Here is a 26,030-nt window from a genome sequence, read left to right as displayed (position 1 = left end):
ACTTCCTTTTCACTGTTCCATCACCACCGTGGCGGGAATCCGCCGCAGGGTCACGCTCGTTCCGGAGAGACCTTCCATCACCTTCCCATCGATCCGCGCCCGGCGGAACGCCCCGGCCAGGGGCCACCGGAGGACAAGGCCCCCCGGAGGGCAGGGCGCCGTGCCGGAGAGGACGTAGGTGACCCGCGTCCCTTCCGCCCGGGCCGAATAGCCCAGCTCGCCGCCCGGGACCCTCAGGCCCGCCAGGCTGAATCCGCTCCGGAACCAGGCTTCCGGGACGCCGGCCCCCAGTTCCAGCGCGCCGGCATCCTCCCGCTCCAGCACCAGGAGGGCCAGGAGGGAGCGGATGTAGTCCGAGCCCACCCACGCGTGGGGCAGGTCGCCCAGGTAGACCGGGCTGCGCAGGCCGCGCTGCACCACCTCGGGCCACTGGTTCCAGGCCAGGGGGCGCCGGTCCTCCAGGTAGGCCGCGAGCAGGTCCCGGGCGCGCTCCGGCCAGCCCAGGTGGGCGCAGGCGCCGATGATCCGGGTCTCGTAGGGCGTGTAGCGGTCCTCGGGCGCGCCGCCCTTGCGGCGCTCCTGGAACTGCCGCCAGAACTCCCCGAAGGTGGCCTCCAGGGCGGGCCTCGGCAGGAAGGGGAGCTCCCCTCCCGGCAGGAGGGCCACCGTGGTGGAGGTGGCGTCGAAGTCAGCCAGCTCCGCGCACCCCGGGAGCCAGGCGATGCGGCCGCGCTCCATGGTCGCGCGCAGGGAGGCCAGCAGGTCCGCGCGGAACCGGTCCCGCAGGGCCTCGAAGTGCCGGGCCGAGGCCGGGTCCCCCAGCTCTGAGCAGATCCAGGCCGCGTCCTTGAAGCCGCGCAGGGTCCAGAAATCGTCCCAGTAGCTGTGCATGGGCTTGGCGGAATAGCCCTCGTGGCTGATGGAGGCCGGCATCATGCCGTCCTTTTCCAGGATGCTTTCCATGTAGTCCGCCGCGCGCCGGCCCTGGGGCCACACCCGGGCCAGGAAGGCCCGGTCCCCGGTGAAGCGCGCGTACTCGGCCAGCAGGTGGAGGAATTCGCCGTGGCTGTCGTTCTCCGGCACGGGGTCCGCGCCGCGGTCGTCCACGACGCAGGGCACCTTCCCGTTGGGGAAGAGGTTGGGGGCGTACCACTCGATGAACTCCCGCACCTCCCGGGCGTGGCCCAGGCGCAGCAGCGCAACGGCCATCATGGCGCCGTCGCGGATCCAGCTCCGGGCGTAGGAGCGGGTGCCGGGCCGGAGCGCGGGGCCCTTGCGGCTGATGAGGATGTGGGCCAGGCAGGTGCGGAGGGTGTCGGCCGCCCCGGGCTCGGGGAGGTCGACGCGCACCCGGTTGAGCTTCTCGTCCCAGGAGGCGATGGTCTCCCGCAGGTCGGCCTCGAAGGGGGGCCGGGGGGCGGCGTCGCCCAGCGGCAGGTCCACCAGGATGTCGCGGGTTCCGCCCGGGGCCAGGTCCACGTCGTACCGGAAGGCGCCGGAGGCGTGCCCGGCGGGGTCCTCCACGGCCGCGGCCGGGGGCAGGACGCCCCGGTGGAGATGGTCCACGATGGAGCCGCCGTGGAACCCGGCAGCGCCGGCCCCGTCGGGGCGGGTGGCGGAGACCAGCAGGCGCTTGCCGTTGACGGCGGCCGAATCCGGGCCGAAGGCCAGGGCGCGGATCTCCGTTGCGCCCCCGGGCGTGCCCAGGAACTGCAGGGGCGGGTTCACCTGGAAGGGGCGCACGGCCAGGAAGAGGGTGCCCTTCCAGGGCTTGGCGCCCGCCGACAGCCGGTAGCGGGCCCGGATGACGGGCGCCGCGGGCGTTCCGGTCCCGAAGGCGGTGACGCGCAGGGTCAGGTCGCCGTGGGTGCGGGTGACGGTAGGGATGGGCAGGGCGCCCCGCTCCAGCGACTGGGAGGTTTCCCCCTGGGCCCAGCCCAGGAGTTTCCCGCCGCTCCACAGGAACGGTTCGACGGAGGGCCCCCCGGCGCCGGCCTCGAGGGAACCGTCCTCGCCCATGAGGGCCGAGTCCAGCCCGCCGTCGACGCCCACCAGGGTCCAGTAGGGCTGTTCGCCCAGGTAGGCCCGGGGATAGTCGCCCCGCGGGGCCTTGCGGGCGATGGCCTCGAAGGCGGCGTTCCAGGACTCGCCGAAGGCCAGGGGCTGCACGGCCAGGGACCGCGCCGCGCCCCCTTCGACCCGCAGGAACCGCGCCTCCGTTTCCGGAAGGAGCAGGTGGCTGGCGGCGCCCGCCGCCCCGCGCACCTCGGCGAGCGTGGTCCAGGTCGAGCCTTCGGGTGAGCCCAGGACCCGGAAGTCCCGGGGGCCCGGGTCGGCCCAGTCGATGCGGAGCCCGCCGAACTCGCGCGGGATCCCGAAGTCCAGCTGGCGCCAGCCGGGCCCCCGGGTGTCGGCCGGGGTCCGGTCGTAGGGGACGTCCACCGGCAGCTCGCGGATGGCCAGGTCGCGGAACTCGGCGTGGCCCTTGCCGCCGGAGCCGGCGGTGACGCACCACTCGATGGAGGCGATGCGGGTGGGATCGGCCCCGCCGGGGCCCCAGGCGAACGAGACGTGGCGCTTCTTCAGCGTCACGCGGGTCCACGCCTTCGGGAAGGCGAAGGCGGGCCTGCGCACCCACCAGACGTTCTCTCCGGAGGGATCCACCAGCTTGAACTCCAGGTTCTCGGGCGGGCAGTCCCCGCGCACCTCGAAGGTGATCTCGTAGTTGGGGGGCAGGGTGAGGGGCAGGTTCCGGCGCGCGGCCGCGTAGCCGCCCCGGCCCTGGAAGTCGAAGTCCATGCGCAGGCTGCCGGCGCCGCCAAGGGCCAGCAGCACGCCGTCGGAGGGGACCGCCTTCCAGGCCTGGACGGTCTCGAACCGGTCCAGGACCCGGGGAGGCGCGGCCAGGGCCGCCCCGGCCGCCAGGGCCAGGAGGAGCCCGCGGAGGCGTCCGGTCATGGCTTCTTCGCCGCGGAAACGTCGAGCCAGCCGCCCTTGAACCCGGCCAGGCGCATGCCCCGCTGGAGCGTGGGGTCCTTCCTGAGAAGGCTCCAGACCAGGCCCGAGCGGTAGTTCTCGACCATGCCCAGGATCAGGCCCTGGTCGATGCCCAGGTAGTCGGTGTCCACCCAGCCCAGGCCCGGGACGCTGCGACCATGATGGGCCGGGGCCCCCGCGGGGAAGGTCTCGTTGAAGGCGTCCAGGAAGCCGTACGTCGAGAAGAGGCTGTCCCCGAAGCGGCGGCGCATCTCCTGCAGGGCCGGCAGGGAGATCTCCGGCGTGAAGGGCAGGGAGCCCGCGGCCGCGTTGGGGGTGATGGTGCCGTCGTCCAGGATGCCGTTCGCGGCGGCGCCCCGGGCGGCGTAGGTGAGAAAGGTGCGACGGACCCCGTCCACGGTGAGGACGGCGTCGGAGGGTCCGTCGCAGGCCGAGATGCCCCAGATGTTCGGGCCGTAGCCCTTCCAGTTGCCGGGGTTGGCCATGGCGTAGGAACGTTGGGCCAGGGTGGCCCGGCGGGTCTCCTCGGCGTAGTCGATGCCCGCTGCCGCCGCGGAGGCGTCGCGCACGCCGCGGAAGTCGACCCAGACGTGGGAGAACTGGTGCCCGAAGAGCGGGCCGAACTGGAAGGAGGCCTGGCCCTGGAAGGTGCCCCAGACCTGGGACTTCGTGTACTCGGGCCAGGCGGCGGGGGGGATGGGGTGGGTGGGCGAGCCCATGGCCAGGAACTCGAGGAGCATCGCCTCCATGTAGCCGTGCCAGTCCCAGGTGTTGAAGCCCTCCTCGGGCGTCCAGCCCATGCTGACGCGGTTGGCGCGGGGCATGGCCCAGGTCCACTCGACCCGCTCGTTGAGGCGGGACGCGATGGCGCGGATCTCGGCCTCGGCGGGCCGGTCGAAGTAGGCCTGGCAGGTGAGGGCGCCGGCGATGAGCAGGGCCGTGTCGATGGTGGAGAGCTCGACGTTCTTGAACCGGAGCCCGGTCTTCATGTCGAGGAAGTGGTAGTAGAAGCCCCGGTAGCCCGAGGCGTTGACCGGATCGGGGCCCTGGGGGGCCCGCTCCAGGAAGCGCAGGGTCTTGAGGACCCGCTGCGCGGCCTGGTCGCGGGTGACGTAGCCGCGCTCGGCGCCGATGACGTAGGCGGTGAGCCCGAACCCCACCGCCGAGATGCTGGCGAAGGAGGGGGTGGGATGGCGGTCCGGGATGAGTCCCGTCCCCGGATCCGCCGTGTCCCAGAAGAACTGGAACGTCCGCTGTTCCAGCAGTTCAATGAATGCCTGGTCCGAAAGCTCCGGCACGGGAGGGGCGGGCTTGGCGGCGCCGCAGGCGGTGGACACCGCCAGCAGCATCGCCAGGCCTACGGACGCCTTGGTGAAAAATGTAAACGTTCCCATGTCGGTTGGACCTTCCTGCTCAGAACTGGAACGTGGCGCCGAACTGGATGCGGCGGCCGGTCATGGCGTCCACGGGCTGGCCGAACTTCGCGGCCGCGCCGGCGGATCCGTCAATGTACCCCGAATCCCAGCCATAAATGAAGTTGTGATAGTTGAAGACGTTGAGCGCCTCCACGTTCACGCCCAGCCTGCTCTTGCCGATCCGGAAGTCCTTCTGGAGCTTCAGGTCGACGGAGCGGTAGCCCCAGGCGTCGGGGATGATGAAGCTGAACTTCTGGGGGCGGCCGGCGTTGTAGTGGAAGTGGCGCTGGTTGTAGCCCCAGCCGTTGGTCACGTCCCACAGGGTGTAGGGCAGGCCGGAGCTGAGGGTGATCAGGCCGCTGAGGCGGAAGCCGAAGGGCAGGCTCACGATGCCGTCCATGACCAGGCGGTTGCGCTCGTCGTCGGCAGTGGGGTGCTTGCCGTAGGCGTCCGCGTTGACGAAATCGAGGCTGAACAGGTCGTTGCCGGTCTGCTTGGCGCTCGAGAGCGTGTAGTGGACGCCGGCGCCCCAGCCCGAGGCCTCGGTGAAGGGCTTCTCCACGACCACGTACATCGCGTCGTACCAGGTCTTCTTGGTGTCGCTGAGCAGGACGTTGGAGTAGCCGGGGACGGGGATGTAGTTCAGCTGGGCGTCGCGGTTGCCCCACTTCCAGGTGATCGCGTCGAAGCTGCGCACGTCCGTGAAGGTGACCGAGGCGTTGACGCTGCCGACCTTCGTCCGGAAGCCCAGGCTGACCTGGTCGGAGTGGGCGGGCTTGGCGTTGTTGTCGAGGAGGAAGACCTCGGGGTTGGGGGCCACGCCCTGGGCGATGAGGCCGTTCAGGCCGTCCTTGGACATGTACTTGGGGTCCCACTTGATGGCGGGGGTGCCGTTCACGGGGGAACCGTCGGCGGAGAAGGTGAAGGTGCGCACGCCGTACTGCAGGCGGAAGCGCTCGTCGAGCACGTTGTTGAAGGACTCGCGGTCGTAGTAGCGGCCCACGCCGCCGAACACCACCGCCGTGCCGTCGCCCTTGACGTCGTAGGAGAAGCCGATGCGGGGCTGGAAGGCGCCGTAGAAGGGCTTGCGCTGGCTGCCGTTGGAGAAGTACTTGGAGTCGTACGTGGAGCCGAGCGCCGTCACCACGGCCTGCGGGGTGACATAGTCCTTGTTGAACATGTCGGCCTCGAAGTCCCAGCGCAGGCCGAGGTTCACCAGGAGGCGGGGGGTGACGTTCCAGTCGTCCTGGGCGTACCAGCCGATCTGCTTGTTGGTGGCGCTCATGTCGGGGTTGCCCGTGCCGTACTGGGCCTGGAAGGGGATGGTGAGGGTGGGGTCGATGTTGGGGTCGAAGTTGAACACGGGGTTGCCCACCTGGTACTTCTTGATCCCGTAGTCCATGAAGTCGATGTTGCCGCCGAACTTGAAGCTGTGGTTCGCCACGGCGACGTAGGAGAAGTCGTCGCGCAGGGAGATGCGCTTCTGGACGAAGTCCTGCTGGTCGGTGTGGCCGCCGGTGACCAGGATGCCGAAGTAGTTCTTGGCGACGAGATCGGGGTTGATGGCCTTGGGATTCCACTCCGATTTCTGGTAGGTGACCATGAACTCGTTGACCCAGTTGGCCGTGGTGAACTTGTCCTTCAGGCTCGTGGTGAAGACCTTGTTGGACATGTCCGAACCGTTCTCGAACGTGGTCTGGCCGCCGAAGTCGCGCTTCTCGTGCTCGGAGCGCAGGTTGAGGGAGTACTCCAGCACGTGGGCGGTGTCGATCTGGTAGTCCACCTTGGCGAACAGGAGGTTGGACCGGAAGGGGGAGCCGTAGTTGCCGGCGTAGCTCTTCAGCTGGCTCACCAGGGCGGGCGAGGCGCCGCTGATTTTGCCGCCGCCCAGGAAGACCTGGTTGTCGCGGTTCTGCTGGTTGCCTTCATAGGACACGAAGTAGTGCATCTTGTCCTTGATGATCGGGCCGCCTGCGCTGAAGCCCTCCTGGGTGCGGGAGTATTCGGGCTTGGGCTGGCCGCGCTTCTCGGCGAAGTAGTTGTTCGAGACCAGGGACTTGTTCTGGTAGTAGACGAAGAGGTCGCCGTGGAAGTCGTTGGTGCCGGACTTGGTGACGGCGCTGATGACGGCGCCCGAGGCCTTCTGGTATTCGGCCTTGTAGTTCTCGGTCATCACGCGGAATTCCTGCACGGCGCCCAGGGGGAAGGGGTTGCCGCGGCTGCTGTCCTGGCCGACGGTGCCGCCGGAGAGGAGGTCGCTCTTGTAGCTGGCGCCGTCGATGAAGATGTTGACGCGCTGGTTGGTCTGGCCTCCGGAGGAGAAGGACTGGTTCATCTCGTCGTTGGAGAGCTTGATGCCGGGGGCCAGGGCGGCGTAGTTCAGGAAGTTGCGGTTGCCCTGGGGCAGGTCCTCGAGCTGCTCGAGGGTGATGTTGGTGGCCACTTCGGCGGAGCGGAGCTCGACGAGGGAGCCCGTGACCTCCACGACCGCGGCGGCCTGGGGCGCCAGGGCGAAGTCCAGGTCGAGGGCCTGGCCCACCTGCACGCGCACGGACTTGACGGCGGTGCCGGAGCCCGGGGCGGTGGCGGTGAGGGTGTAGGTCGCCGGCTCCAGCGTGAGGTGGTACGTGCCGTCGGCCTTGGCCACCGCGATGGTGGTGAAGCCCTTGGCCTTGTTCACGGCCGTGACCCTGGCGCCGCCCACGGCGTTCCCGGCGAGCCGGACGTGGCCCCGGAGGATGGCCGTGGTGGTCTGGGCCATGAGGCATGGGGCGGCGCCCATGGCGATGAGGGCCGCCGCGAAGGCGGGGATATGGGCTGCGCTAACCCTGGCTCGGAGGGTTCGGCTCATGTTTCTCTCCTTTTGTTGTAAAAATTTAACTTATGGTAATGCTGGGGTGGAGGGGGGGGTCATTGACCCCCGCTTCCGGAAAGGGGCGGGCAGGTGGAGCCGCGGGGGACCAGGAGCACTTCGAGGGTCTGCTGCCGGGGCTGGACGGCGCCGCCGGACTCGATGACCGTCAGCAGCCTCTCGGCGGCCCTGGCGCCCAGGTCGGAGATGGGCGCGCGGATGGAGGTGAGGGCGGGGGTCAGGTACCGCACGATGGGCACGTCGTCGAAGCCCGCCAGGGAGATGTCCTCGGGGACCCGGAGGCCCTGGTCCTTCAGGGCGGCCAGCGCCCCGATGGCCATGTCGTCGTTGGCCGCGAAGATGGCGGTGGGGCGGACCGGGGCCTTCAGGAGGCGGCACGCGGCGCGGTAGCCCGAGGCCTCCCCGAAGTCGCCCTGGGCCTCCAGGGTGCATTCCCGCGTTCCGGGAAGGGCCGCCATGGCCTCCCGGTAGCCCTGGAGGCGCTGCTGGGCGTCGGTGTTGTTCTCGGGCCCGCGGATGAAGGCGATGCGCGCGTGGCCCAGGCCGATGAGGTAGCGCACCATGGACAGGGCGCCGCCGTGGTTGTCGACGCTGATGGAATCGAAGCGCTCCTCCAGGCCCCCCGCCACCTGGCTGAGGAAGACCGCCGGGGTGCGCCGGAGAAGCCGGGCCATGCCCTCGTGGACCTCCAGCTCGGAGGACAGGATCACCAGCCCGTCCACCTTCCCGTGCATGGTCCTGAGCATCGCCTCGGCGGACTCCATGTCCCCGTGGGTGCAGGTCACCAGCAGGCTGTAGTGCCGGTTCCGCGCCACCTGGTCGAGGCCCCGGATCACCTCCGAGAAGAACTCGCCGAACATGTCGGGCAGGAGGGCCCCGATGGTGCGGGTCTCCTTCTTGATCAGGCCCCGGGCGCCGCTGTGGGGGATGTAGCCGAGGCTCTCGATGGCCTCCTGGACGCGGGTGCTCGTGGCGCCCTTGACCGGGTTGCTGCCGTTGAGCACCCGGGACACGGTGGCGATGGAGACGTTCGCCATGCGGGCCACGTCGTGGATGGTCACCTCGGCCCGGTCGTCGTGGCTGGCGGCACCTTCCTGGGGGCGCTCCGTCATGGCTCGGTTCTCCGGGTGAGAGGAAATGAAAACGTTTACAAGATGGGGACAAGTAGTAATATACCCCTGACCTTGAAACCTGCAAGAAGAAAGTAACGAATCTGTAACGGGCCGCTTGGCGTTGAAACAGGCTTGGCCCACATGGATCCGGCAAGGCAAAAACAGGCATGCATGTTGGAACACTGAATCGGATTCTCGCTTTTTCCCTTCAAAATTTCCCACTCCCGTCAGGAACCCCCATGGCCAGCCGCCCCCACCACACGACCCTCGCCGCCGACCGGGTTCCCGTCCGGCAGAAGATCGCCTACGGGCTGGGGGCGATCGTCACGATCGTGGCGGTGAATTCCGTCGTCCAGCTCACGAGCCTCGTCTACGTCGTGGGACTGGGCATCAGCGCCATCTGGATCGGGTACGCCCAGGCCATCCCCCGCCTCTGGGACGCGCTCGTGGACCCCTTCCTGGGCAACCTCTCGGACAACAGCCGCTCGCGCTTCGGGCGCCGGATCCCCTTCCTCGTGGTGGGCGGGATCCTCCTGGGCGTGGCCTTCACGCTCCTGTGGACGGTGCCCAGGGACTGGAGCCGGCCGGCGATGTTCGGCTACTTCATCGCCACCTCCCTGTTCTTCTACACCGTCGTCCCCATCTACTCCATCCCCCACGGCGCGCTGGGCCTGGAGATGACCGAGGACTACCACGAGAAGACCAGCATCTTCGCCTACGCCAGCTTCATCGGCAACGTGGGCGCCTTCTTCCTTCCCTGGGTGTACTACCTGGCCAACAGGCCGGTGTTCCACGGCGACACCGTCGCCGGGATCAAGTGGGTGTGCCTGGGCATGAGCTTCTTCCTGACGGGTTCCGCGCTGGTGTGCGCCCTGGTGTGCAAGGAGGGCAAGCTGACCCAGGCCCGCAAGCAGGAGCGGATCCCCATCCTCAAGGGCTTCCGCGCCACCTACCGGAACCGCGCCTTCCTGAAGCTGGTGGCCGCCTTCACCCTGCTCATCGTGGGCTTCCAGGTGGTGATGGGCTTCAGCAACTTCACGACGATCTTCTACCTCTTCGGAGGCGACAAGGACGCCGCCTCCAGCCTCATGGCCCAGAACGGAACCCTGTGGGCCGCCGTGGGCATCGCCGGCGTGTTCCCGATGCTCTGGCTCTCGAAGCACCTGGGCAAGAAGGGCACCGTGATCCTCAGCTTCTCCGTCATCGCCGGCGGCAACCTGCTCAAGCTCGTGTGCTACAACCGCGCGTGGCCGCGGCTCACCTTCCTGCCGACGATCTGCCTGTCGCTGGGGATGGTGTTCTGCTTCTCGCTGGTGAACTCCATGATCTCGGACATCTGCGACGAGGAGGAGGCGCGGGTGGGGACCCGCCAGGAGGGCGTCTACTTCGCCGTCTACAACTGGTGGTGGAAGGTGGGCGTCTCCATCGCCTCCGTCACCGGCGGCTACCTGCTCCGGTGGACGGGCTTCCTGGAGGGCGTCGGGACCCAGACGGCGAGCACGATGTTCTGGATCCGGTTCTGGGAGATCGGACTGCCGACGGCGCTTTGCCTGGCGGGGATCTTCCTGCTGGCGAGCTATCCGCTGACGGAGGAGAAGGCCTACGAGACCAAGGCCCTGCTGGCCGGGCGCAAGGATGCCGCCGCGGCGACCTGAACTAGAGCATCATCCCGCCGCCCCCGGCGGACAGGTACTGGCCGGTGAGGTACCCGGCCTCGTCCGAGGCCACCAGCGCAATGATCCCCGCCACGTCATCGGGCTGGCCGATGCGCCTCAGGGGCAGCCGGCTTCCCGCGGCGGTCTTGGCCGCCTCGGGGAAGTGGGCGGTGGCGTCGGTCTCCGTGAGGCCGGGGGCCACGACGTTCACCCGGATGCCGTGGGGGCCGAGCTCCAGGGCGAGGGACTTCATCAGGGCGTCCAGGCCCGACTTGGCGGTGGTGTGGGCCGAGAAGCCCTCCCCGGGCTGCCGGGAGAGGCCGCTGCTCACGGCGATGATGCAGCCCTTCCGCCGCTGGATCATGCCGGGCACCGCCGCCTTGCACGCGTGGAAGGCCGAGGCCAGCTCGCCCAGGAGCTTCTGCTGGAACCCCTCCCAGGGCATCGCGGTGAAGAGGGCCACGGGGAAGCTCATGTTGGCGTTGAGCACCAGGGTGTCGATGGGGCCCAGGGCGGCCTCGGCCTGCCTGAAAAGGGCCTCGACCTGGACGGGGTCCCGGGCGTCGGCCTGGATGGCGACGGCCCGGCCGCCCGCGGCCGTGATGGCTTCAACGACGCCGCGGGCCGCTGCCTCGTTGGAAGCGTAGTTCACCGCGACGGCGGCGCCGTGGCCGGCGAGACGGCGCGCGGTGGCGGCGCCGATGCCCCGGCTTCCGCCGGTGACGAGGATGGTGCGTCCTGCGAGCAGCATGGTCTGCCTCCTGGGGGTCAATGTCCGTTTCAGAGATCATGCCCGCAATAGGAGAGGTTGAAGCTCTTGTTGCACAGCGGGAAGTCCGAGATCTGGCCCTCCCGCATGGCCAGGGCCAGGCCCATCCAGTTGTGGAAGGAGGGGTCGACGAGCTTGTAGAGGCGGAACCGGCCCCGGGCGTCGGTGATGGCCAGGTGGAGCACCTCGCCGCGCCAGCCCTCCACCAGGGACACGCAGAAGCTCTCGGGCTCCAGGGCCGGCGGGGGGGCCGGGGCCGGATCGCAGGGGAGCTCCGCGAGGGCCGCCAGGCCCTCGTCGATGAAGCGGTGGCTTTCAGCCAGTTCCAGCCACCGCACCCAGGCGCGGGAGAAGACGTTGCCGCTCTGCGCCAGGGCGGGGACGACGGGGCGGAGCCCGTAGGGCCCGAAGGGGTGGTCCCGGCGCACGTCCAGGTCCAGGCCGCAGGCCCGGGCGGGGACCCCCACGAGGCCGATCTCCCGGGCCGCGATGGGATCCAGCGCTCCGGCGGCCTCGAAGCGGTTCATGGCCGAGGCGGCGTCCCACAGGAGCTGGACGGCCTGCCGCGTCTCGGCCCACACCCCGGCCAGGCGCGGGGCCAGGGCCCGGGCGCGGCCGGGCTCCAGGTCCATGCGCAGGCCCCCGGGCCGCAGCCAGTCCCGGCCCAGGCGGCTGCCGCACACGGCCGCGGTAAGGTTCAGCCAGTCGCCCCGCACCAGCCCGCAGAGGGCGGAGGTGGGCTGGAACCCGACGTCCCCGGCCAGGGCGCCCAGGTCTCCGGTGTGGTTCGCAGCCCGCTCCAGTTCCAGGGCCACGCCGCGCACCAGGTCCGAGCGGGGCGGCACCTGGGCGCCCGAAAGGGCCTCCAGGATCCGGCAGTGCGCCCACCCGTGGGCGATGGAGGAATCCCCGGCGGCGGTCTCCGCGTGCTTCAGGCTGAGGGGGTGCGGGCCCCCGAGCAGGGCGCGCTCGACGCCGCGGTGCTGGTAGCCCAGGACGATCTCCAGGTGGAGCACCTTCTCGCCGTGGCACTGGAAGCGGAAGTGGCCCGGCTCGATCACGCCGGCGTGGACGGGGCCCACCGAGACCTCGTGCACCTCCTCCCCGCTGGTGTGGTAGTACGCGTGGCGCCGGGGCTCGCGCACGGGCTGGAGCCAGGGATGGCCTTCCGGGACGATGCCGCCGTGCTCGGCCAGCTCCCGCTCGAAGAGGTGGGCCTGGGGGAACCTCGGCGTGAAGGCCGGATACCGCGGGCCGTCCAGGTGCGTGCGCCCCGCCAGGAGCCGGCCGTGGCCGTCCTCGGCCAGGACGGCGTAGAGGTTGAGGTCGCCGTCCGCGCAGAGGCAGGCCAGGCGCGCACCGCCGGTGAGCCCCTGGACCACGGCCTCCCGGAAGTCCGGCCACCGGAGGTCCCGGATCTCCTTCAGGGGCAGCCTCTGCCCGTTGCGGAAGGGCTGCAGGGTCATGGGCGCGCCTCCAGCAGGGCCGCGGAGCTCCGGAGCATCGAAGCCAGGGGGCTCGGCAGCCAGAGGCCCATGACCAGGGCCAGGGCGAGGGCGGCGATGAGGGGGGCCGTGGTGCCGAAGGTGTCCCGGTAGGGGGTGCGGGCCCGCTCGCGGCTGGGCGCCCCGAACACCACCTTCACCAGCGTGTCGCTCATGGCGAGGAAGACTCCGGCCAGAAGGATCAGGAAGAGGAGCCCCGGCCAGGTCCGGCCCGGTCCCAGGGCCAGCAGGGCCAGGTTGAACTCGCTCACGAAGGGCGCGAAGGGCGGGGTGCCGGTGATGGCCAGGAAGGCCAGGAGCAGGAGCCAGGCCGACACGGGCGTGCGCCGGATGGCCCCGGTGACGTACGGCAGCTGGCGGGAATCGTACGAGCGGTGGATGTTGCCCACGGAGAGGAAGAGCACGCACTTCACCAGGGCGTTGGCGGCCAGGTGGTAGAGCGCGAAGGCCGCGGCGGGTCCGCCCAGCCCTATGCCGAAGAGCAGGATCCCCATGTGCTCGACGCTGGAGTAGGCCAGCATGCGCTTGAGGTCCCCCTGGCGAACCAGGAAGACGAAGGCCCAGGCCATGGAGACCAGGCCCAGCACCACCATGAGCCCGCGGGCGAAGGGGCCCTCCCCGGCGGCGGCCATCACGGTCTGGACGCGCAGCAGGGCGAGGAAGGCGCAGCTGGTCATGCCCCCGGCCAGCAGCGCGCCCACGACCCCGGGCGTCTCGCCGTAGGCGTCGGGCTTCCAGGTGTGCAGGGGCGCGATGCCCATCTTGGTGCCGTAGCCCACCAGGCTCAGGATGAAGCCCACCCGCAGCCAGGGCCGGGAGAGGCGCGCGGCCTCCAGGCAGAGCCGGTCGAAGCGGAGGGGTTCCCGCAGGCCCCCCATGTGGGCCGCGTAGGCGATGAACAGCGTTCCCAGCAGGGCGAAGGCGATGCCCACGGAGCCGATCATGAGGTACTTCCAGGCGGCCTCCAGGGAGCGCTGGTTCTTGTTGAAGTAGATGAGCGGAGCCGTGGACAGGGTGAGGGTCTCCATGGCCACCCACACCAGGCCCGGATGGGTGGCCTGGGCCAGCAGGGAGGCCAGGCCCAGGAAGCTGAGGAAGCACGTGATGAAGATCCGGTTGTCCCGGTTGGGGCGCAGGGCCAGGTAGGCCGGTGTGTACCAGGCGCAGAGGAGGAACAGCACGCTGATGACCAGGAGGACCCAGCCGCCCATGGGATCCAGGGCGAGCCACGCGCCCGGCCTCAGGGGTCCGCGCAGGGCCGCCAGGAGCCCGCCCAGGTGGAGGACCGCCGTGGCCGGCAGGATCCGCGGCCGCCACGCCGGGCTGGGCGTCAGGAACGCGAGGAGCGCGGCCAGGAGCGGGAGGAGGATGAGGTACCAGGCCATCGCGTCAGTCCTTCAGCTTGGCCAGGTGGTGCGTGTCCATGGAGTCGAACGCCACCGAGATGTGGTTGATGACGATGCCCATGACGAAGATGCCCACGAACAGGTCCAGGAGGATGCCCGCCTCCACCAGGAGCGGCATCTCCTCCACGAGCATGAGGCCGAAGAGGTAGATGCCGTTCTCCAGCACCAGGTAGCCCACCACCTGGGTGAGGGCCTTCTTGCGCGACACCAGGAGCAGGCACCCGGTGAAGAGGGTGGCGAGCCCCGCGGGGAGCAGGAGGGGGTGGGCCGCGCCGGGCTCCAGGGGCAGGGTGTGGGCCAGCATCAGGCTCAGTGCCGTCCCCAGGGCGCAGAAGATGACCGAGGTACCGTACCCGATGTAGGGCTCGACCTCCCGCGGCGTCTTCACCTGCTTCAGGGCGCGGCGGAAGAGGAAGGGGATGAACCAGCCCTTCACGGCGACGGTGCTGACCGCCATGAGCAGGATGTGGGGATGCCGGCCCAGGCCCATGGCGATGGGCAGCGAACCCAGGATGATGCCCTGGATCACCGCCAGCCGCACCACCTTCGCCACCCGGCTGGAGGTTACCAGCGCGAAGTTGGTGAGCATCGTCAGGGCGATGAGGAGGTCGCAGAGCATCGTCTACACCAGCAGGATCAGGAAGGCGAAGGCCGAGGCCAGCACGCTGGCCACGAGGAACTGGGGCACCCGGGTCATGCGCAGGCGCGAGGTGACGCTCTCCACCACGCCCACCCCCGCCGCGAGCAGGGCCAGGCCCAGGAAATAGGCGCCCCAGTCCAGCCATGGGTGGCGGGTGCGCGGCAGGAGGGGCCCCAGGATCAGGGCCCCCAGCACCTGGAGCTTGAGGCTGGCGCCGTAGAGCACCAGGGCCAGGGGCCGCCCGGAGTGGTCCAGCACCATGGCCTCGTGGATCATGGTCAGCTCCAGGTGCGTGTTGGGGTCGTCCACCGGGAGCCGGGCGTTCTCGGCCAGGAAGACGATGGCCCAGCTCACCAGCACCAGGATGAAGGGCGCCATGGCGCGGGAGAGCCCGAAGCCCGGGGAAGCCAGCATGTCCGAGAGGGAGACGCTGCCCGAGGCCTTGGCCAGGGCCGCGAAGCCCAGGAAGAGGGCGGGTTCGGCCAGGGCCGAGAAGGTGGCCTCCCGGGCCGAGCCCATGCCCTCGAAGCTCGAGCCCGTGTCCAGGGCCGCGAGGATGGTGAGGAAGCGCGCGAGCCCGAAGAGGTAGACGAACAGCACCGCGTCCCCCTGGAAGTGCACCGGGGCCGGGAAGTGACCGAAGGGCACCAGCAGGGCGGCGGTGAGCACCGCCGCCACCGCCGCCACGGGCCCCGCCAGGAAGATGGGGGTGGTGGTGCGGCTGAAGAGGGCCCGCTTGCGGGAGAGCTTGGCCAGGTCGTAGTAGAGCTGGAGCACCGGGGGCCCCGTGCGTCCGGCAAGGACGGCCTTGACCTTGTTGATCAGGCCCGGGACGAGGGGCGAGAGCGCCAGGGTGGAAACCACCTGGAGGAGCACGTGGAGGATCCGGACCCCGGGCGTCCCGATCATGCCGCCGTCCACAGGAGAAGGAGGATGAGGGTGAGCATCACGTAGAGGAGGTACACCGGAAGGTGCCCCCCCTGGAAGAACCGGAGCCGCTCCAGCCAGCGGGACGCGAGGCCCGCGAGGGGGATGCCGGCCCGGTCCAGGACCGGGTCGGGCAGGTGGCTGGCGAAGCGGGTCGGGAAGGGGAAGAGGGTCGTGAGCCGGCGCCAGTGGACCTTGGGCCACAGCGCCCAGTGCATGCCCGTGACCAGGCCGTCCGCGAAGGAGGAGGCGGTGTACTGCATGCGGGGCGTGCCCCCCTCGAACCCGCAGTCCCAGGTGGGGACGTCGCGCTCCGAGCGGGACCGGCCCGCCCAGCGCCACAGGAGGGCGCCCAGCGCCAGGAGCAGGGCGGCCAGGATCGAGAGGGCGGGGAGGTTCACCAGGGTGCCCAGGCGGGGCAGGGCCTGCGCGCCGGTCATGCCCGCCACCACCCGGTCCAGGGCCGGGGCCGCCAGGGCCGGCGCCAGGCCGATGGCGAGGCACGCCAGGGCCAGGATGCCCATGGGGGCCAGCATGGCCCGGGGCGCCTCGCGGGCCTGGTCCGCCCCGGGGGACCGGGGCATCCCCAGGAAGGCGATCCCGTAGGCCTTGGCGAAGCAGGCCAGGGCCAGGGCGCCGATGAGGGCCAGGGACGCCAGCGACACGGCGGGCCAGGGGGAGCGGGACAGGGGCAGGGCGTGGAAGGCGGCGAGGTAGATGAACAGCTCGCTGACGAACCCGTTCAGGGGCGGCAGGCCGCAGATGGCCCAGGCCCCGGCCAGGAAGCCCCCGGAGGTCCAGGGCATCCGGTGGGCGAGCCCGCCCATGCGTTCGAGGTTCCGGGTGCCCGTGGCGTGCACCGCCGAGCCCGCGGCCAGGAAGAGGAGGCCCTTGAAGAGTCCGTGGTTGAGCACGTGGAGCATCGCGCCCGCGTAGCCCAGGACCATGATGGCGGGGTGCCCCGTACTCTTTCCCAGGGTGCCCAGGCCCAGGCCCAGGAGGATGATCCCGATGTTCTCGATGGAGTGGTAGGCCAGGAGCCGCTTGAGGTCGTGCTGGCCCAGGGCCAGGGCCACGCCCAGGATGCCCGAGAGGGCGCCCAGCGCCACCCAGGCCCCGCCCCACCAAAGCGGCGGATCCGGAACCCAGGAAAGGAGCCGGACCATGCCCAGGATCCCCGTCTTGATGAGCACGCCCGAAAGGTAGGAGGACACGTGGCTGGGCGCGGCCGCGTGGGCCGGGGGCAGCCAGTAGTGCAGCGGCAGGGCCCCGGCCTTGAGGCCGAAGCTCACCAGGTAGAGGACGAAGGCCGCCGTGCCGCGTCCGCTGGCGACGAAGCCCCCGGGTAGGGCTCCGAAGCCCAGGCCTCCGGTGGCCGGGACCGTCAGGGCGAAGGCTCCGAACAGGCACAGCGTTCCCAGGTGGGTCGTGACCAGGTAGAGCCACCCGGCCTGTCGGGCCTCGGGCTCCCGGTCCTCGGTGGTGACCAGGAAGAAGGCGGCGATGGCCATGCCCTCCCAGGCCACGAGGAAGGTGACCATGTGGGAGGCGGCGGTCAGCAGCCCCGTGAAGGCCGCCAGGATCCCCAGCAGCAGCCGCAGCCTGCGGGCGTTCTCGTGGTGGTCCTCCCAGTAGCGGACGCCGTACAGCGCGCCGCAGGCCGAGAGCGCCACGACCGGAATAAGGAAGAAGGCCGCGACGGCGTCGAAGGCCAGCGACCCCGCCGGCCCCAGGGGGGTGGCCGGGAGGGCCTGGCTCCACGCGAGGCCGAAGCAGAGGACCCGCGCCGAGGCGGCGAGGCCCGCCACCGCGGCCAGGCAGAGCAGGACCGCCGACGCGACCCCGCCCTTGCGCGGGAGGAAGAGGCCCGGGATCCCCGAAAGGGCCGAGAGTCCCAGAGCGGTCCAGTACAGGATCATGATCGCGGGCTCGCGGGTACAGGTCGTCGCATGGGTTGCATGGGTCCGTCTCGGGGTTTTTCCAGAGTCTAGCAGAGGGGGGGCCGCAGGCCGGCCTTGACAGGGCGGCGGGGGGGCGTATTGTTATCGCAAGCGACTAAATCGCTTGCGATATATAAGGGACCCGCCATGAACGCACTGTACGAAATCAAGGCTTCGGCCAACGGCGGCCGCGCCGGCCGCGTCACCAGCAGCGACGGCGTCCTGGACCTCCAGCTCGCCCTTCCCAAGGGCCTGGGCGGCCCGGGCGGACCCAATCCCAACCCGGAGATGCTCTTCGCGGCGGGCTACGCGGCGTGCTTCCAGAGCGCCCTGGGTTTCGTCGCCGGGTCCGCCAAGGTGCGCCTGGGCACCCAGCGGGTGGACGCCACGGTGGGCATCGGGCCCAAGGATGGCGGCGGCTTCCAGCTTGCGGTGAAGCTCGAGGTCTTCCTTCCCGACGTCTCCCGGGAGCAGGCCCAGTCGCTGATGGAACAGGCCCACCAGGTGTGTCCCTACTCCAACGCCGTGCGCGGCAACGTGCCGGTGGAGCTGGTGCTGCTTTGAGCGGCCTCGAGGCCTTCACGGCCACCTCCCTGAAGGGGGAGGAGATCCCCCTCTCCCGGTACCGCGGCAAGGTCGTGCTGGTGGTGAACACCGCCAGCGAGTGCGGCTTCACGCCCCAGTACGCCGGTCTGGAGCAGCTCTGGCGGGACCACCGGGACGAGGGCCTCGTGGTCCTCGGCTTCCCCTGCAACCAGTTCGGCAGGCAGGAGCCGGGGGACGAGGCCTCCATCGCGGGCGGGTGCCTGCTGAACTACGGCGTCACCTTCCCCATGTTCGCGAAGGTGGAGGTGAAGGGCCCCAAGGCCCACCCGCTCTTCACGTGGCTCACCGGCGCCCTGCCGGGGGTCCTGGGCAGCGAGGCCGTGAAATGGAACTTCACGAAGTTCCTCCTGGACCGGGAAGGGCGGCCGGTGAAGCGGTACGCGCCGTCGACCGTCCCCGCGAGGCTGGAGAAGGCGATCCTGCAGCTCCTGGGAAGGTGACATGGACCCCCTGCTCCTGGAACGCCAGCTGTGCTTTCCCCTCTACGCCGCCTCGCGGCTCGTGACGCGGCTCTACCAGCCGCTGCTGGAGCCGCTGGGGCTCACCTACCCGCAGTACATCGTCCTGATGATCCTGTGGGAGGACGCGCCGTGCGCCGTTTCACGCCTCTGCGACCGGGCCCTGCTCAACACCAACACCCTCACCCCGCTCCTCAAGCGCCTGGAGGCGTCCGGCTTCATCACCCGCACCCGCAGTCTGGACGACGAGCGCGTGGTCCGGGTGGACCTCACCCCCCGGGGCGCCGCCCTCAAGGAGGCGTGCGGGTGCGTCCCCGGGACCCTCTTCGCGGCCCTGGGCTGCCCGGAGGAGGATCTGTTGGCGCTCAAGGAGCAACTGGACGGTCTGGTCGCGCATCTCCGGAACCTGGAGACGGGCCTGGAAAACAAGGGCGGTCTCTAGCTCGTCCGGCTGTGGCCGCGGGGCGCCCATGCTAGGCTGTGTCCTTTGTTCCAAAGGCCACCCATGACGACTCCCGCCGAGATCCGCGCCATCCATGACCTGCCCCTGCCCGAACTGGTCTTCCGGGCGGCGACGGCGCACCGGGCCCACTGGAACCCCGAGGAGATCCAGTTCTGCACCCTGGACTCCATCAAGACCGGGGCCTGTCCCGAGGACTGCGCCTACTGCCCCCAGAGCGCGCGGTACGACACCGGCCTCAAGGTCGAGCCCATGAAGGAGCTGGAATCGGTCCTGGAAGGCGCCCGCGCCGCCCGGGACCAGGGGTCGACCCGCTATTGCATGGGCGCCTCCTGGCGCGAGGTGCGGGACAACGAAGGCTTCGAGGCCGTCCTGGCCATGGTGCGGGGCGTCTCCGGGCTGGGCATGGAGGTGTGCGTGACCCTGGGCATGCTCACCCAGGACCAGGCCCGGCGCCTGAAGGAGGCCGGCTGCCAGGTGTACAACCACAACATCGACAGCAGCAGGGACTTCTACGAGACCGTGATCAGCACCCGGAAGTTCGAGGAGCGCCTGCGCACCATCGACGCGGTGCGCCGGGCGGGGCTGGAAGTCTGCTGCGGCGGCATCGTGGGCATGGGCGAGACCATCGACCACCGCATCCACTTCCTCCACGAGCTCACCCAGCTGCACCCGGCCCCGGAGAGCATCCCCATCAACCACCTGGTGCCCGTGGCCGGCACGCCCCTGGCGGACCTGCCGCCCGTGCCGCCCCTGGAGTTCATCCGCATGATCGCCACGGCGCGGATCCTGTTCCCCGCCAGCCGAATCCGCCTCAGCGCCGGGCGCACCGCCATGAGCGACGAGATGCAGGCCCTGGCGTTCCTGGCGGGGGCCAATTCGCTCTTCACCGGGGACAAGCTCCTCACGACTCCCAATCCGGGCGAGAACCACGACCGCCGCCTCATGGCCGCCCTGGGCATGAGGGTGGAAGGCGCGCGGGTCTAGGCGTGGACCCCTACCGCGACACCCTGGCCCGGGCCCTGGACGACCTGGGCCGCGCCTCGCGGCGCCGCACGCTCACGCCGGTGACCCCCCTGGACGGCATGGCGGTGGAGCGCAACGGGCGGCGCCTCGTGAACTTCTCCAGCAACGACTACCTGGGCCTGGCCCGGGATCCGCGCCTGGTGAAGGCGGATGCGGGGGGAACCGGGGCCACGGCCTCGCGCCTGGTGTGCGGCACCCTCCCCGTGCACCCGCGGCTGGAGGGCGCGCTGGCGGCCCTGAAGGGCACGGAGGCCGCCCTGGCCATGGGCTCGGGCTTCCAGACCAATGCAGCCGTGCTGTCGGCCCTGCTGGATCCGCGGGCGGCGGGCCACGAGCCCCGGGTTTTCATCGACCGGCTCGCACACGCCTCGATGTACGAGGGCCTGCGCCTGGCCGGGGTGCGCGCCCAGCGGTTCCGCCACAACGATCCGGGGCACCTGCGGGAGCTGCTGGAGCGGGGCGGGGGCACGTTCCGCATGATCCTCACGGAGAGCGTCTTCAGCATGGACGGGGACCGCGCCGACCTGCCGGCCCTGGCGGACCTGGCCGCGGAGCACGGGGCCTTCCTCTACGTGGACGAGGCCCACGCCACCGGCGTGCTGGGCCCCAGCGGCGCAGGCCTGTGCGCCGAGGCCCGGGTGAAGGGGCGCGTGGACCTGGTGATGGGCACGTTCGGCAAGGCCCTCGGGGGCTACGGGGCCTTCGTGGCCTGCGACGGCGTCCTGGTGGACTGGCTTGTGAACACGTGCCGCGGCTTCATCTTCAGCACGGCCCTGCCGCCCCCCTCGGCCGGGGCGGCCCTCGCGGCGGTGGAGCTGCTCCCCCGCCTGGACAGGGAGCGGGCCGTCCTCTCCCGCCACGCGGAGCGGGTGCGGAGCGCCCTGCGGGCCTTGGGGATCGACACCCTGGCCTCGGACACCCAGATCGTCCCCGCCGTCCTGGGCTCGGACGCCGATACCCTGGCGGGCTCGCGGTTCCTGGAGGAGCGGGGCGTTCTGGCCATGGGGATCCGTCCTCCGACGGTGCCTCCGGGCACCGGAAGGCTGCGCCTGGCCCTGAGCGCGGCCCACACCGAGGAGGACCTCGGCCTGCTCGTCCACGCCCTCCAGGGGCTGGGGAGGGCGGGCGCGTGAGACGGATCCTCCTGGTGCACGGCTGGGGCTTCGGCCCGTCCCTCTGGGGGCCGCTGCGGGCCGCCCTGGCAGGGCCCGAGTGGTTCGAGGCGGACCTGGGGTACTTCGGGCCTGAGCGGCTGGCGTTCCCGCCGGACCTGGACCTGGTGGTGGGCCACTCCTTCGGGTGCCTCTGGGCCCTTCGGGAGCCGGCCCTGGCGGGGGTTCCGCTGGTGTCGGTCAACGGCTTCGCGCGCTTCTCCGCGGCGGGGGACTACCCGCAGGGGACCCCGGTGCGGGTCCTGGACCGAATGCTGAACCGCCTCGAGAAGGCTCCCGGCGAGGTGCTTCAGGCCTTCCACGCCCGCCTCGGCACGGCGGTGCCCCCCGGGGAACCCGACGTCCCGCGGCTCCGCGCCGACCTCCTGCGCATGCGCGACGAGGATGCGCGCGGGCTCCGCCGGCCGGTCCTGGCTTTCGGCGCCGAGGACGACCCGCTGGTGTCCATGGCCTTCCCGGGGCAGGTCTGGCCCACCGGCGGCCACGTCCTGCCGTTGACCCGGCCCCTGGACCTGGCGAAGGCCCTCCAGCCATGAGCGAGTGGAAGGAGACCATCCTGAGGCGCTTCGACGCCGCCGCCGGCACCTACGACGGGCAGGCGGGGCCCCAGCGGCGGGTGGCCGCGGCGCTGGCGGGCCAGGTCCTGGCCCTGCCCCCCAAGGCGGCCCCGGACGTGCTGGAGATCGGCTGCGGCACGGGGTTTCTCACCGGCGCCCTGGCCCCGGCCCTTCCCGGGTGCCGATGGCTGGCGACGGACCTCGCCCCGGCCATGGTCGCGGCGTGCTCCCGCCGCTTTCCCGGGGTGGATGCGCGGGTCATGGACGGGGAGGACCCGGATGTGGGCGGGCGGCGCTTCGATCTGATCGTCTCCAGCCTGGCGGTGCAGTGGTTCGGCGACCTGGCGGCGGGCCTCACCCGGCTCCACGGGCTCCTGAACCCCGGCGGCGCGCTGGCGGTGACCACCCTGGGCGCCGGCACCTTCCCCGAGTGGCGCGGGAGGTGCCGGGCCGCCGGAGTGGAGCCGGGCACGCCGGCCTACCCCACGCCGGAGGGGCTGGAGGCGCTGCTGCCCGGGTGCCGCGTCGGGCGGCGGTCCTTCCCGCTGCGGTGCGGGAGCCTCCACGGCTTCCTGGACCACCTGCGGCTCACCGGGGCCCGCACCGCCGCCCCGGGCCACGCGACGCTCTCCCCGGCCGCCCTGGGCCGGCTCCTGCGCTCCGGCGGCGGCGAGTTCCTCGCCACCTACGACGTGCTCACCGTGATCTGGAGGGCCTGATGGGAAGCGTCTTCGTGACGGGAACGGACACGGACGCAGGCAAGACCGTCGTGGCGGCGGCCCTGGTGGCGGCCCTGGGCGCGGGCTACTGGAAACCGGTGCAGAGCGGACTGCGCGGGGCGCCCGGGGGCGACACGGCCGTGGTGGCCAGGCTCACCGGGCACCGGCCCGGGGACTTCCCGCGCCCGGCCTACGAATTCCAGGCGGCCCTCGCGCCTGACCAGGCCGCGGCGGAGGAGGGCCTGGCCATCGACCCCGCCCGCATCGCCCTCCCGGAGGGCCTCCTGGTGGTGGAGGGGGCGGGGGGCCTCCTGGTCCCGCTGGACGCCACGACCCTCATGATCGACCTCGCGGCCCGCCTGGGGCTTCCTGTGGTTCTCGCCGCGCGCACCGGGCTGGGCACGATCAACCACACCCTGCTGTCCCTGGAGGCCCTGCGCCGGCGGGGTCTCCCGGTGGCGGGCATCGTCTTCAGCGGGCCGGACCATCCTCTCAACCTGGCGGCCATCGCCCGCCTCGGAGGCGCACCCATCCTGGGCCGCATCCCCTGGCTGGACCCCCTGACCCCGGCGGCCCTGGCGGCGGCCGCCGCACGGCTCGACCTGTCGCCTATCGGAGGCCGCTGATGGACCGCACCGCCCTCGCGGATCTGGACCGCTCCCTGGTGTGGCACCCCTTCACCCAGGCCCTCACCGCGCCGCCGCCCATCCCCATCCGCTCGGCCCGGGGCGCGGTCCTCACGGACGTCGAAGGCCGGGAGATCCTGGACCTCGTCTCCTCCTGGTGGGTGACCCTCCATGGCCACGGCCACCCCGCCATCGCCCGGGCCATCGGCGACCAGGCCCTGCGCCTGGAGCAGGTGATCTTCGCGGGGTTCACCCACGAGCCGGCGGTGGAGCTCTGCCGGCGGCTCACGGCCCTCCTGCCCCCGGGCCTCCGGCGCTGCTTCTTCTCGGACAACGGCTCCACCGCGGTGGAGGTGGCCCTGAAGATGGCGCTCCAGGCGCGGAGCAACCGCGGGGAGGCCCGGGACCGCTTTCTGGCCTTCGACGGCGGCTACCACGGAGACACGGTCGGAGCCATGTCGGTGGGCGTGTCCTCGCGGTTCTTCGAGGCATGGCGGTCCCTGATGTTCCCGGTGGACGTGCTGCCCGTGGCGGACACCTGGCTGGGCGACGGGGACGTGGAGGCCAAGGAGGCCGCGGCCCTGGCCGCACTGGACCGCCACCTCGAACGCCACGGCGCGGCCACCGCCGCGGCCGTCATCGAGCCCCTGGTGCAGGGCGCCAGCGGAATGCGCATGCACCGGCCGGACTTCCTGCGCGGCGTGGTGGAGCGCATGAGGAGCCGCGGGATCCTGGTGATCCTCGACGAGGTGATGACGGGCTTCGGCCGGCTGGGACCGCTCTTCGGGTGCCTCGGGGCGGGGGTGGAGCCTGACTTCATCTGCCTGTCCAAGGGCCTCACCGGAGGCGCGCTCCCCATGAGCCTCACCATCACCACCGAGGCCGTGCACGACGCCTTCCTGGATCCCTCCACGGACCGGGCCTTCCTCCACGGCCATTCCTTCACCGCCAATCCCCTGGGCTGCGCGGCGGCGCTGGCCTCCCTGGACCTCCTGCTGGACCCGGCCTGCCTTGCGGCCCGGGCGGAGATCGAGCGGCGGCACCGCACGGACCTTGCGCGGATCGTCGCGGCGAGTCCGCACGCCGCGAGGTTGCGGGTGCAGGGGACCATCGCGGCCTTCGACGTGGTCCCGGACCTCCCCGGCCTGAACGCCCGCATGAAGCGGTTCTTCCTGGAGCGCGGGCTGCTGCTCAGGCCCCTGGGCCCCACGCTCTACCTGCTGCCCCCCTACTGCGTGACCGGGGAGCAGCTGGACAGGGCGTATTCGGGCATCGAGGCGGGGCTGGAGAGCGGCTTCACGGACTGAGTCAGGCGTTGGCCAGGCCCGCGTCCAGGGCCTCGAGGATGTCGTCGATGTGCTCGATGCCGATGGACAGGCGCACCAGGTCCGGCGTGAGGCCGCCCTCGCGCTGCTGGGCCTCGCTGAGCTGGGAGTGGGTGGTGCTGGCGGGGTGGATGATCAGGCTCTTGGCGTCGCCGACGTTGGCCAGGTGCGAGAAGAGGGGGATGCTGTCGATGAGGCGCACGGCGGCCTCGGACCCGCCCTTGATGCCGAAGACGACCATGCCTCCGAAGCCGTTCCGGAGATACTTCGACGCGAGCTCGAAGCTGGGGTCGCCGGGCAGGCCGGGGTAGCGCACCCAGGCCGCTTTCGGATGCTTCTGCAGGTGCCGGGCCACGGCCAGCGCGTTCTCGCTGTGGCGGACGATGCGCAGGGGCAGCGTCTCGATGCCCTGGAGGAAGATCCAGGCGTTGTCGGGGGAGATGGCCGCGCCCAGGTTGCGCAGGGGCACCGTGCGGGCCCTGAGGATGAAGGCCAGGGGGGCCAGGGGCGCGGGCAGGTCGATGCCCCAGCGCAGGCCATGATAGTTGGGGTCGGGCTCGGTGAAGAGGGGGTGCCTTCCGCCCTTCCAGTCGAAGGTGCCCGCGTCGGTGATGATGCCGCCGATGCCCGTGCCGTGGCCTCCGATCCATTTGGTGAGCGAATTCACGACGATGTCCGCGCCGTGCCGGATGGCCTGGAGCAGGTACGGCGTTGAGAAGGTGGCGTCCACGATGAGGGGCAGGCCGTTGCGGTGGGCCACGGCGGCGATGCCTTCGATGTCGGCCACGTCCAGCAGCGGGTTGCCGATGCTCTCGATGAAGACGGCCCGGGTCCTGTCCGTGATGGCCTTCTGGAAACTCGCGGGGTCCCCGGGATCCACGAAGCGGACCTTGATGCCCAGGGCCGGCAGGATGGCGTCGAACTGGGTGTAGGTGCCGCCGTAGAGGTTGTTGGCCGCCACGATCTCGTCGCCGGCCTGGGCGAGGGTGATGATGGCGTAGAAGATCGCCGAGGTCCCCGAGGCCAGGGCCAGGGAGGCCGCGCCGCCCTCCAACTGGGAGATGCGCTGCTCCAGGACGTCCTGGGTGGGGTTGCCGATGCGCGTGTAGATGTTGCCCAGCTCCCGCAGGGCGAAGAGGTTCGCGGCGTGCTCGGTGCTCTTGAACACGTAGGAGCTGGTGCGGTGGATGGCCACGGCGCGGCTGAGGGTGGTGGGGTCGGGAGTCTGGCCGCCATGCAGGGCGACGGTTTCGGGGCGGTAGGTCACGGGCGGCTCCTCGGGAAGGTATTCTTAGTGATAAAATAAGAATACTCAACAATGGCTCGCCGTCAAGATGATTTCTTAGTAAGAAGTGGGTATTCTGGGGCCATGAAATTCTCTTCGCGCGCCATCTACGGAATGCGGGCCCTGCTGGCCCTGGGTCGCCTGCATGGGCACGGGCCCACCTTCCTCAAGGACATCGCGGAGGCCGAAGGGCTTCCGGGGACCTACCTGGAGCAGCTGATGGTGCCGCTGCGCAAGGGCGGGATCGTCCAGGCCGTGCGGGGGGCCCGGGGGGGCTACACCCTGGCGCGCAACCCGGCCGACATCTCCGTGCTGGCCATCCTGGAGGCCCTGGAGGGGCCCCTGACCCTGTCGGACTGCCCCGGGGGCTCGGGCTGCTGCGGAAAGCCCGAGGCCTGCACGCTCGAGGACCTGTGGGCCGAGGGCAGCCGGGCCCTGGGGGACATCTACGGCGGGATCTCCCTGGCGGCGCTGGTGGAGCGGGACCGCGCCAAGCGCTCCGACGCGGTGAGCAACTACGCGATATGAGTCTCATTCCCGATTTTTCTTGATTGTCCC

The 26,030-nt window shown here is 70.9% G+C and carries 22 protein-coding genes; 11 read left to right on the top strand and 11 right to left on the bottom strand.

What is annotated here, in order from left to right:
• Positions 1-9: 9 nt before the first annotated feature.
• The 4 genes from ACZ5MC_RS18820 to ACZ5MC_RS18805 are packed head-to-tail and all read right to left on the bottom strand — an operon-like array spanning position 10 to position 8,396.
• Positions 10-2,958: a discoidin domain-containing protein gene (locus ACZ5MC_RS18820; RefSeq protein ID WP_464516485.1), complete on the bottom strand. Its 2,949-nt coding sequence runs from the start codon at positions 2,956-2,958 to the stop codon at positions 10-12.
• The gene (locus ACZ5MC_RS18815; protein WP_306602024.1) at positions 2,955-4,391 is read right to left on the bottom strand and encodes a glucoamylase family protein; all 1,437 of its coding nucleotides are present in this window, start codon (positions 4,389-4,391) and stop codon (positions 2,955-2,957) included. The genes ACZ5MC_RS18820 and ACZ5MC_RS18815 overlap by 4 nt, the downstream gene beginning before the upstream one ends.
• Positions 4,392-4,410: 19 nt before the next feature.
• Positions 4,411-7,263 carry a TonB-dependent receptor gene (locus tag ACZ5MC_RS18810; protein ID WP_464516484.1) on the bottom strand — a complete coding sequence of 951 codons (2,853 nt, stop codon included), beginning with the start codon at positions 7,261-7,263 and terminating at the stop codon, positions 4,411-4,413.
• 59 nt (positions 7,264-7,322) lie between these two features.
• The gene (locus ACZ5MC_RS18805; protein ID WP_306602022.1) at positions 7,323-8,396 is read right to left on the bottom strand and encodes a LacI family DNA-binding transcriptional regulator; all 1,074 of its coding nucleotides are present in this window, start codon (positions 8,394-8,396) and stop codon (positions 7,323-7,325) included.
• A gap of 239 nt (positions 8,397-8,635) precedes the next feature.
• On the opposite strand from ACZ5MC_RS18805, the gene ACZ5MC_RS18800 reads away from it, so the two are divergent.
• On the top strand, positions 8,636-10,051 hold the full coding sequence (locus ACZ5MC_RS18800; protein ID WP_306602021.1) for an MFS transporter: 1,416 nt from the start codon (positions 8,636-8,638) through the stop codon (positions 10,049-10,051).
• A 1-nt stretch (position 10,052) separates the two neighbouring features.
• On the opposite strand, the gene ACZ5MC_RS18795 is transcribed toward ACZ5MC_RS18800, so the two are convergent.
• The 6 genes from ACZ5MC_RS18795 to ACZ5MC_RS18770 are packed head-to-tail and all read right to left on the bottom strand — an operon-like array spanning position 10,053 to position 17,217.
• Positions 10,053-10,802 carry an SDR family NAD(P)-dependent oxidoreductase gene (locus tag ACZ5MC_RS18795; protein WP_306602020.1) on the bottom strand — a complete coding sequence of 250 codons (750 nt, stop codon included), beginning with the start codon at positions 10,800-10,802 and terminating at the stop codon, positions 10,053-10,055.
• A gap of 29 nt (positions 10,803-10,831) precedes the next feature.
• On the bottom strand, positions 10,832-12,286 hold the full coding sequence (locus ACZ5MC_RS18790) for a hydrogenase large subunit (RefSeq protein WP_306602019.1): 1,455 nt from the start codon (positions 12,284-12,286) through the stop codon (positions 10,832-10,834).
• Complete coding sequence (locus ACZ5MC_RS18785; protein WP_306602017.1) at positions 12,283-13,710, bottom strand: proton-conducting transporter transmembrane domain-containing protein; 1,428 nt, start codon at positions 13,708-13,710, stop codon at positions 12,283-12,285. Before ACZ5MC_RS18785 ends, ACZ5MC_RS18790 begins: the two co-directional genes overlap by 4 nt.
• Positions 13,711-13,714: 4 nt before the next feature.
• Entirely contained in the window at positions 13,715-14,350 is a 636-nt protein-coding gene (locus ACZ5MC_RS18780) for a hypothetical protein (protein ID WP_306602016.1), read from the bottom strand.
• Positions 14,351-14,353: 3 nt separating this feature from the next.
• The gene (locus tag ACZ5MC_RS18775; RefSeq protein WP_306602015.1) at positions 14,354-15,280 is read right to left on the bottom strand and encodes a respiratory chain complex I subunit 1 family protein; all 927 of its coding nucleotides are present in this window, start codon (positions 15,278-15,280) and stop codon (positions 14,354-14,356) included.
• Entirely contained in the window at positions 15,277-17,217 is a 1,941-nt protein-coding gene (locus ACZ5MC_RS18770) for a proton-conducting transporter transmembrane domain-containing protein (protein ID WP_464516483.1), read from the bottom strand. Before ACZ5MC_RS18770 ends, ACZ5MC_RS18775 begins: the two co-directional genes overlap by 4 nt.
• 168 nt (positions 17,218-17,385) lie before the next feature.
• Between ACZ5MC_RS18770 and ACZ5MC_RS18765 the strand changes: the two genes are divergently transcribed.
• The 9 genes from ACZ5MC_RS18765 to bioA all read left to right on the top strand — a co-directional run bounded on the left by ACZ5MC_RS18765 (position 17,386) and on the right by bioA (position 24,169).
• Positions 17,386-17,802, top strand: a complete 417-nt coding sequence (locus tag ACZ5MC_RS18765; RefSeq protein ID WP_306602012.1) for an organic hydroperoxide resistance protein — start codon at positions 17,386-17,388, stop codon at positions 17,800-17,802.
• Positions 17,799-18,284, top strand: coding sequence for a glutathione peroxidase (locus ACZ5MC_RS18760; protein WP_306602011.1), 486 nt, complete (start codon positions 17,799-17,801; stop codon positions 18,282-18,284). Before ACZ5MC_RS18765 ends, ACZ5MC_RS18760 begins: the two co-directional genes overlap by 4 nt.
• A gap of 1 nt (position 18,285) precedes the next feature.
• Positions 18,286-18,744, top strand: coding sequence for a MarR family winged helix-turn-helix transcriptional regulator (locus tag ACZ5MC_RS18755; protein ID WP_464516482.1), 459 nt, complete (start codon positions 18,286-18,288; stop codon positions 18,742-18,744).
• Between the two features lie 63 nt (positions 18,745-18,807).
• Positions 18,808-19,749, top strand: a complete 942-nt coding sequence (gene bioB / locus ACZ5MC_RS18750) for a biotin synthase BioB (protein ID WP_306602009.1) — start codon at positions 18,808-18,810, stop codon at positions 19,747-19,749.
• 2 nt (positions 19,750-19,751) lie between these two features.
• A complete protein-coding gene (locus ACZ5MC_RS18745; protein WP_464516481.1) occupies positions 19,752-20,921 on the top strand; it encodes an aminotransferase class I/II-fold pyridoxal phosphate-dependent enzyme in 1,170 nt (389 codons plus the stop codon).
• The gene (locus ACZ5MC_RS18740) at positions 20,918-21,496 is read left to right on the top strand and encodes an alpha/beta hydrolase family protein (RefSeq protein WP_306602007.1); all 579 of its coding nucleotides are present in this window, start codon (positions 20,918-20,920) and stop codon (positions 21,494-21,496) included. Before ACZ5MC_RS18745 ends, ACZ5MC_RS18740 begins: the two co-directional genes overlap by 4 nt.
• Complete coding sequence (locus ACZ5MC_RS18735) at positions 21,493-22,236, top strand: methyltransferase (RefSeq protein WP_306602006.1); 744 nt, start codon at positions 21,493-21,495, stop codon at positions 22,234-22,236. The genes ACZ5MC_RS18740 and ACZ5MC_RS18735 overlap by 4 nt, the downstream gene beginning before the upstream one ends.
• Positions 22,236-22,862: a dethiobiotin synthase gene (bioD, locus tag ACZ5MC_RS18730; RefSeq protein ID WP_464516480.1), complete on the top strand. Its 627-nt coding sequence runs from the start codon at positions 22,236-22,238 to the stop codon at positions 22,860-22,862. Before ACZ5MC_RS18735 ends, bioD begins: the two co-directional genes overlap by 1 nt.
• A complete protein-coding gene (gene bioA, locus ACZ5MC_RS18725; protein WP_464516479.1) occupies positions 22,862-24,169 on the top strand; it encodes an adenosylmethionine--8-amino-7-oxononanoate transaminase in 1,308 nt (435 codons plus the stop codon). Before bioD ends, bioA begins: the two co-directional genes overlap by 1 nt.
• A 1-nt stretch (position 24,170) precedes the next feature.
• Here bioA and ACZ5MC_RS18720 read toward each other — a convergent pair whose 3' ends face one another.
• Positions 24,171-25,454 carry an O-acetylhomoserine aminocarboxypropyltransferase/cysteine synthase family protein gene (locus ACZ5MC_RS18720; RefSeq protein WP_464516478.1) on the bottom strand — a complete coding sequence of 428 codons (1,284 nt, stop codon included), beginning with the start codon at positions 25,452-25,454 and terminating at the stop codon, positions 24,171-24,173.
• A 102-nt stretch (positions 25,455-25,556) separates the two neighbouring features.
• On the opposite strand from ACZ5MC_RS18720, the gene ACZ5MC_RS18715 reads away from it, so the two are divergent.
• Complete coding sequence (locus ACZ5MC_RS18715) at positions 25,557-26,000, top strand: RrF2 family transcriptional regulator (RefSeq protein WP_464516477.1); 444 nt, start codon at positions 25,557-25,559, stop codon at positions 25,998-26,000.
• Positions 26,001-26,030 lie beyond the last annotated feature (30 nt).

The sequence above is a fragment of the Mesoterricola sp. JemC181 genome (assembly GCF_055384585.1).
The sequence above is the reverse complement of the archived record's forward strand: the minus strand, read 5'-3'. Positions and strand labels throughout refer to the sequence as shown.

Excerpts from the sequence above, each read along its gene's own strand:
- ACZ5MC_RS18820 (WP_464516485.1), bottom strand. The coding sequence starts at position 2,958 with ATGACCGGACGCCTCCGCGGGCTCCTCCTGGCCCTGGCGGCCGGGGCG.
- ACZ5MC_RS18815 (WP_306602024.1), bottom strand. The coding sequence starts at position 4,391 with ATGGGAACGTTTACATTTTTCACCAAGGCGTCCGTAGGCCTGGCGATG.
- ACZ5MC_RS18810 (WP_464516484.1), bottom strand. The coding sequence starts at position 7,263 with ATGAGCCGAACCCTCCGAGCCAGGGTTAGCGCAGCCCATATCCCCGCC.
- ACZ5MC_RS18805 (WP_306602022.1), bottom strand. The coding sequence starts at position 8,396 with ATGACGGAGCGCCCCCAGGAAGGTGCCGCCAGCCACGACGACCGGGCC.
- ACZ5MC_RS18800 (WP_306602021.1), top strand. The coding sequence starts at position 8,636 with ATGGCCAGCCGCCCCCACCACACGACCCTCGCCGCCGACCGGGTTCCC.
- ACZ5MC_RS18795 (WP_306602020.1), bottom strand. The coding sequence starts at position 10,802 with ATGCTGCTCGCAGGACGCACCATCCTCGTCACCGGCGGAAGCCGGGGC.
- ACZ5MC_RS18790 (WP_306602019.1), bottom strand. The coding sequence starts at position 12,286 with ATGACCCTGCAGCCCTTCCGCAACGGGCAGAGGCTGCCCCTGAAGGAG.
- ACZ5MC_RS18785 (WP_306602017.1), bottom strand. The coding sequence starts at position 13,710 with ATGGCCTGGTACCTCATCCTCCTCCCGCTCCTGGCCGCGCTCCTCGCG.
- ACZ5MC_RS18780 (WP_306602016.1), bottom strand. The coding sequence starts at position 14,350 with ATGCTCTGCGACCTCCTCATCGCCCTGACGATGCTCACCAACTTCGCG.
- ACZ5MC_RS18775 (WP_306602015.1), bottom strand. The coding sequence starts at position 15,280 with ATGATCGGGACGCCCGGGGTCCGGATCCTCCACGTGCTCCTCCAGGTG.
- ACZ5MC_RS18770 (WP_464516483.1), bottom strand. The coding sequence starts at position 17,217 with ATGATCCTGTACTGGACCGCTCTGGGACTCTCGGCCCTTTCGGGGATC.
- ACZ5MC_RS18765 (WP_306602012.1), top strand. The coding sequence starts at position 17,386 with ATGAACGCACTGTACGAAATCAAGGCTTCGGCCAACGGCGGCCGCGCC.
- ACZ5MC_RS18755 (WP_464516482.1), top strand. The coding sequence starts at position 18,286 with ATGGACCCCCTGCTCCTGGAACGCCAGCTGTGCTTTCCCCTCTACGCC.
- bioB (WP_306602009.1), top strand. The coding sequence starts at position 18,808 with ATGACGACTCCCGCCGAGATCCGCGCCATCCATGACCTGCCCCTGCCC.
- ACZ5MC_RS18735 (WP_306602006.1), top strand. The coding sequence starts at position 21,493 with ATGAGCGAGTGGAAGGAGACCATCCTGAGGCGCTTCGACGCCGCCGCC.
- bioD (WP_464516480.1), top strand. The coding sequence starts at position 22,236 with ATGGGAAGCGTCTTCGTGACGGGAACGGACACGGACGCAGGCAAGACC.
- bioA (WP_464516479.1), top strand. The coding sequence starts at position 22,862 with ATGGACCGCACCGCCCTCGCGGATCTGGACCGCTCCCTGGTGTGGCAC.
- ACZ5MC_RS18715 (WP_464516477.1), top strand. The coding sequence starts at position 25,557 with ATGAAATTCTCTTCGCGCGCCATCTACGGAATGCGGGCCCTGCTGGCC.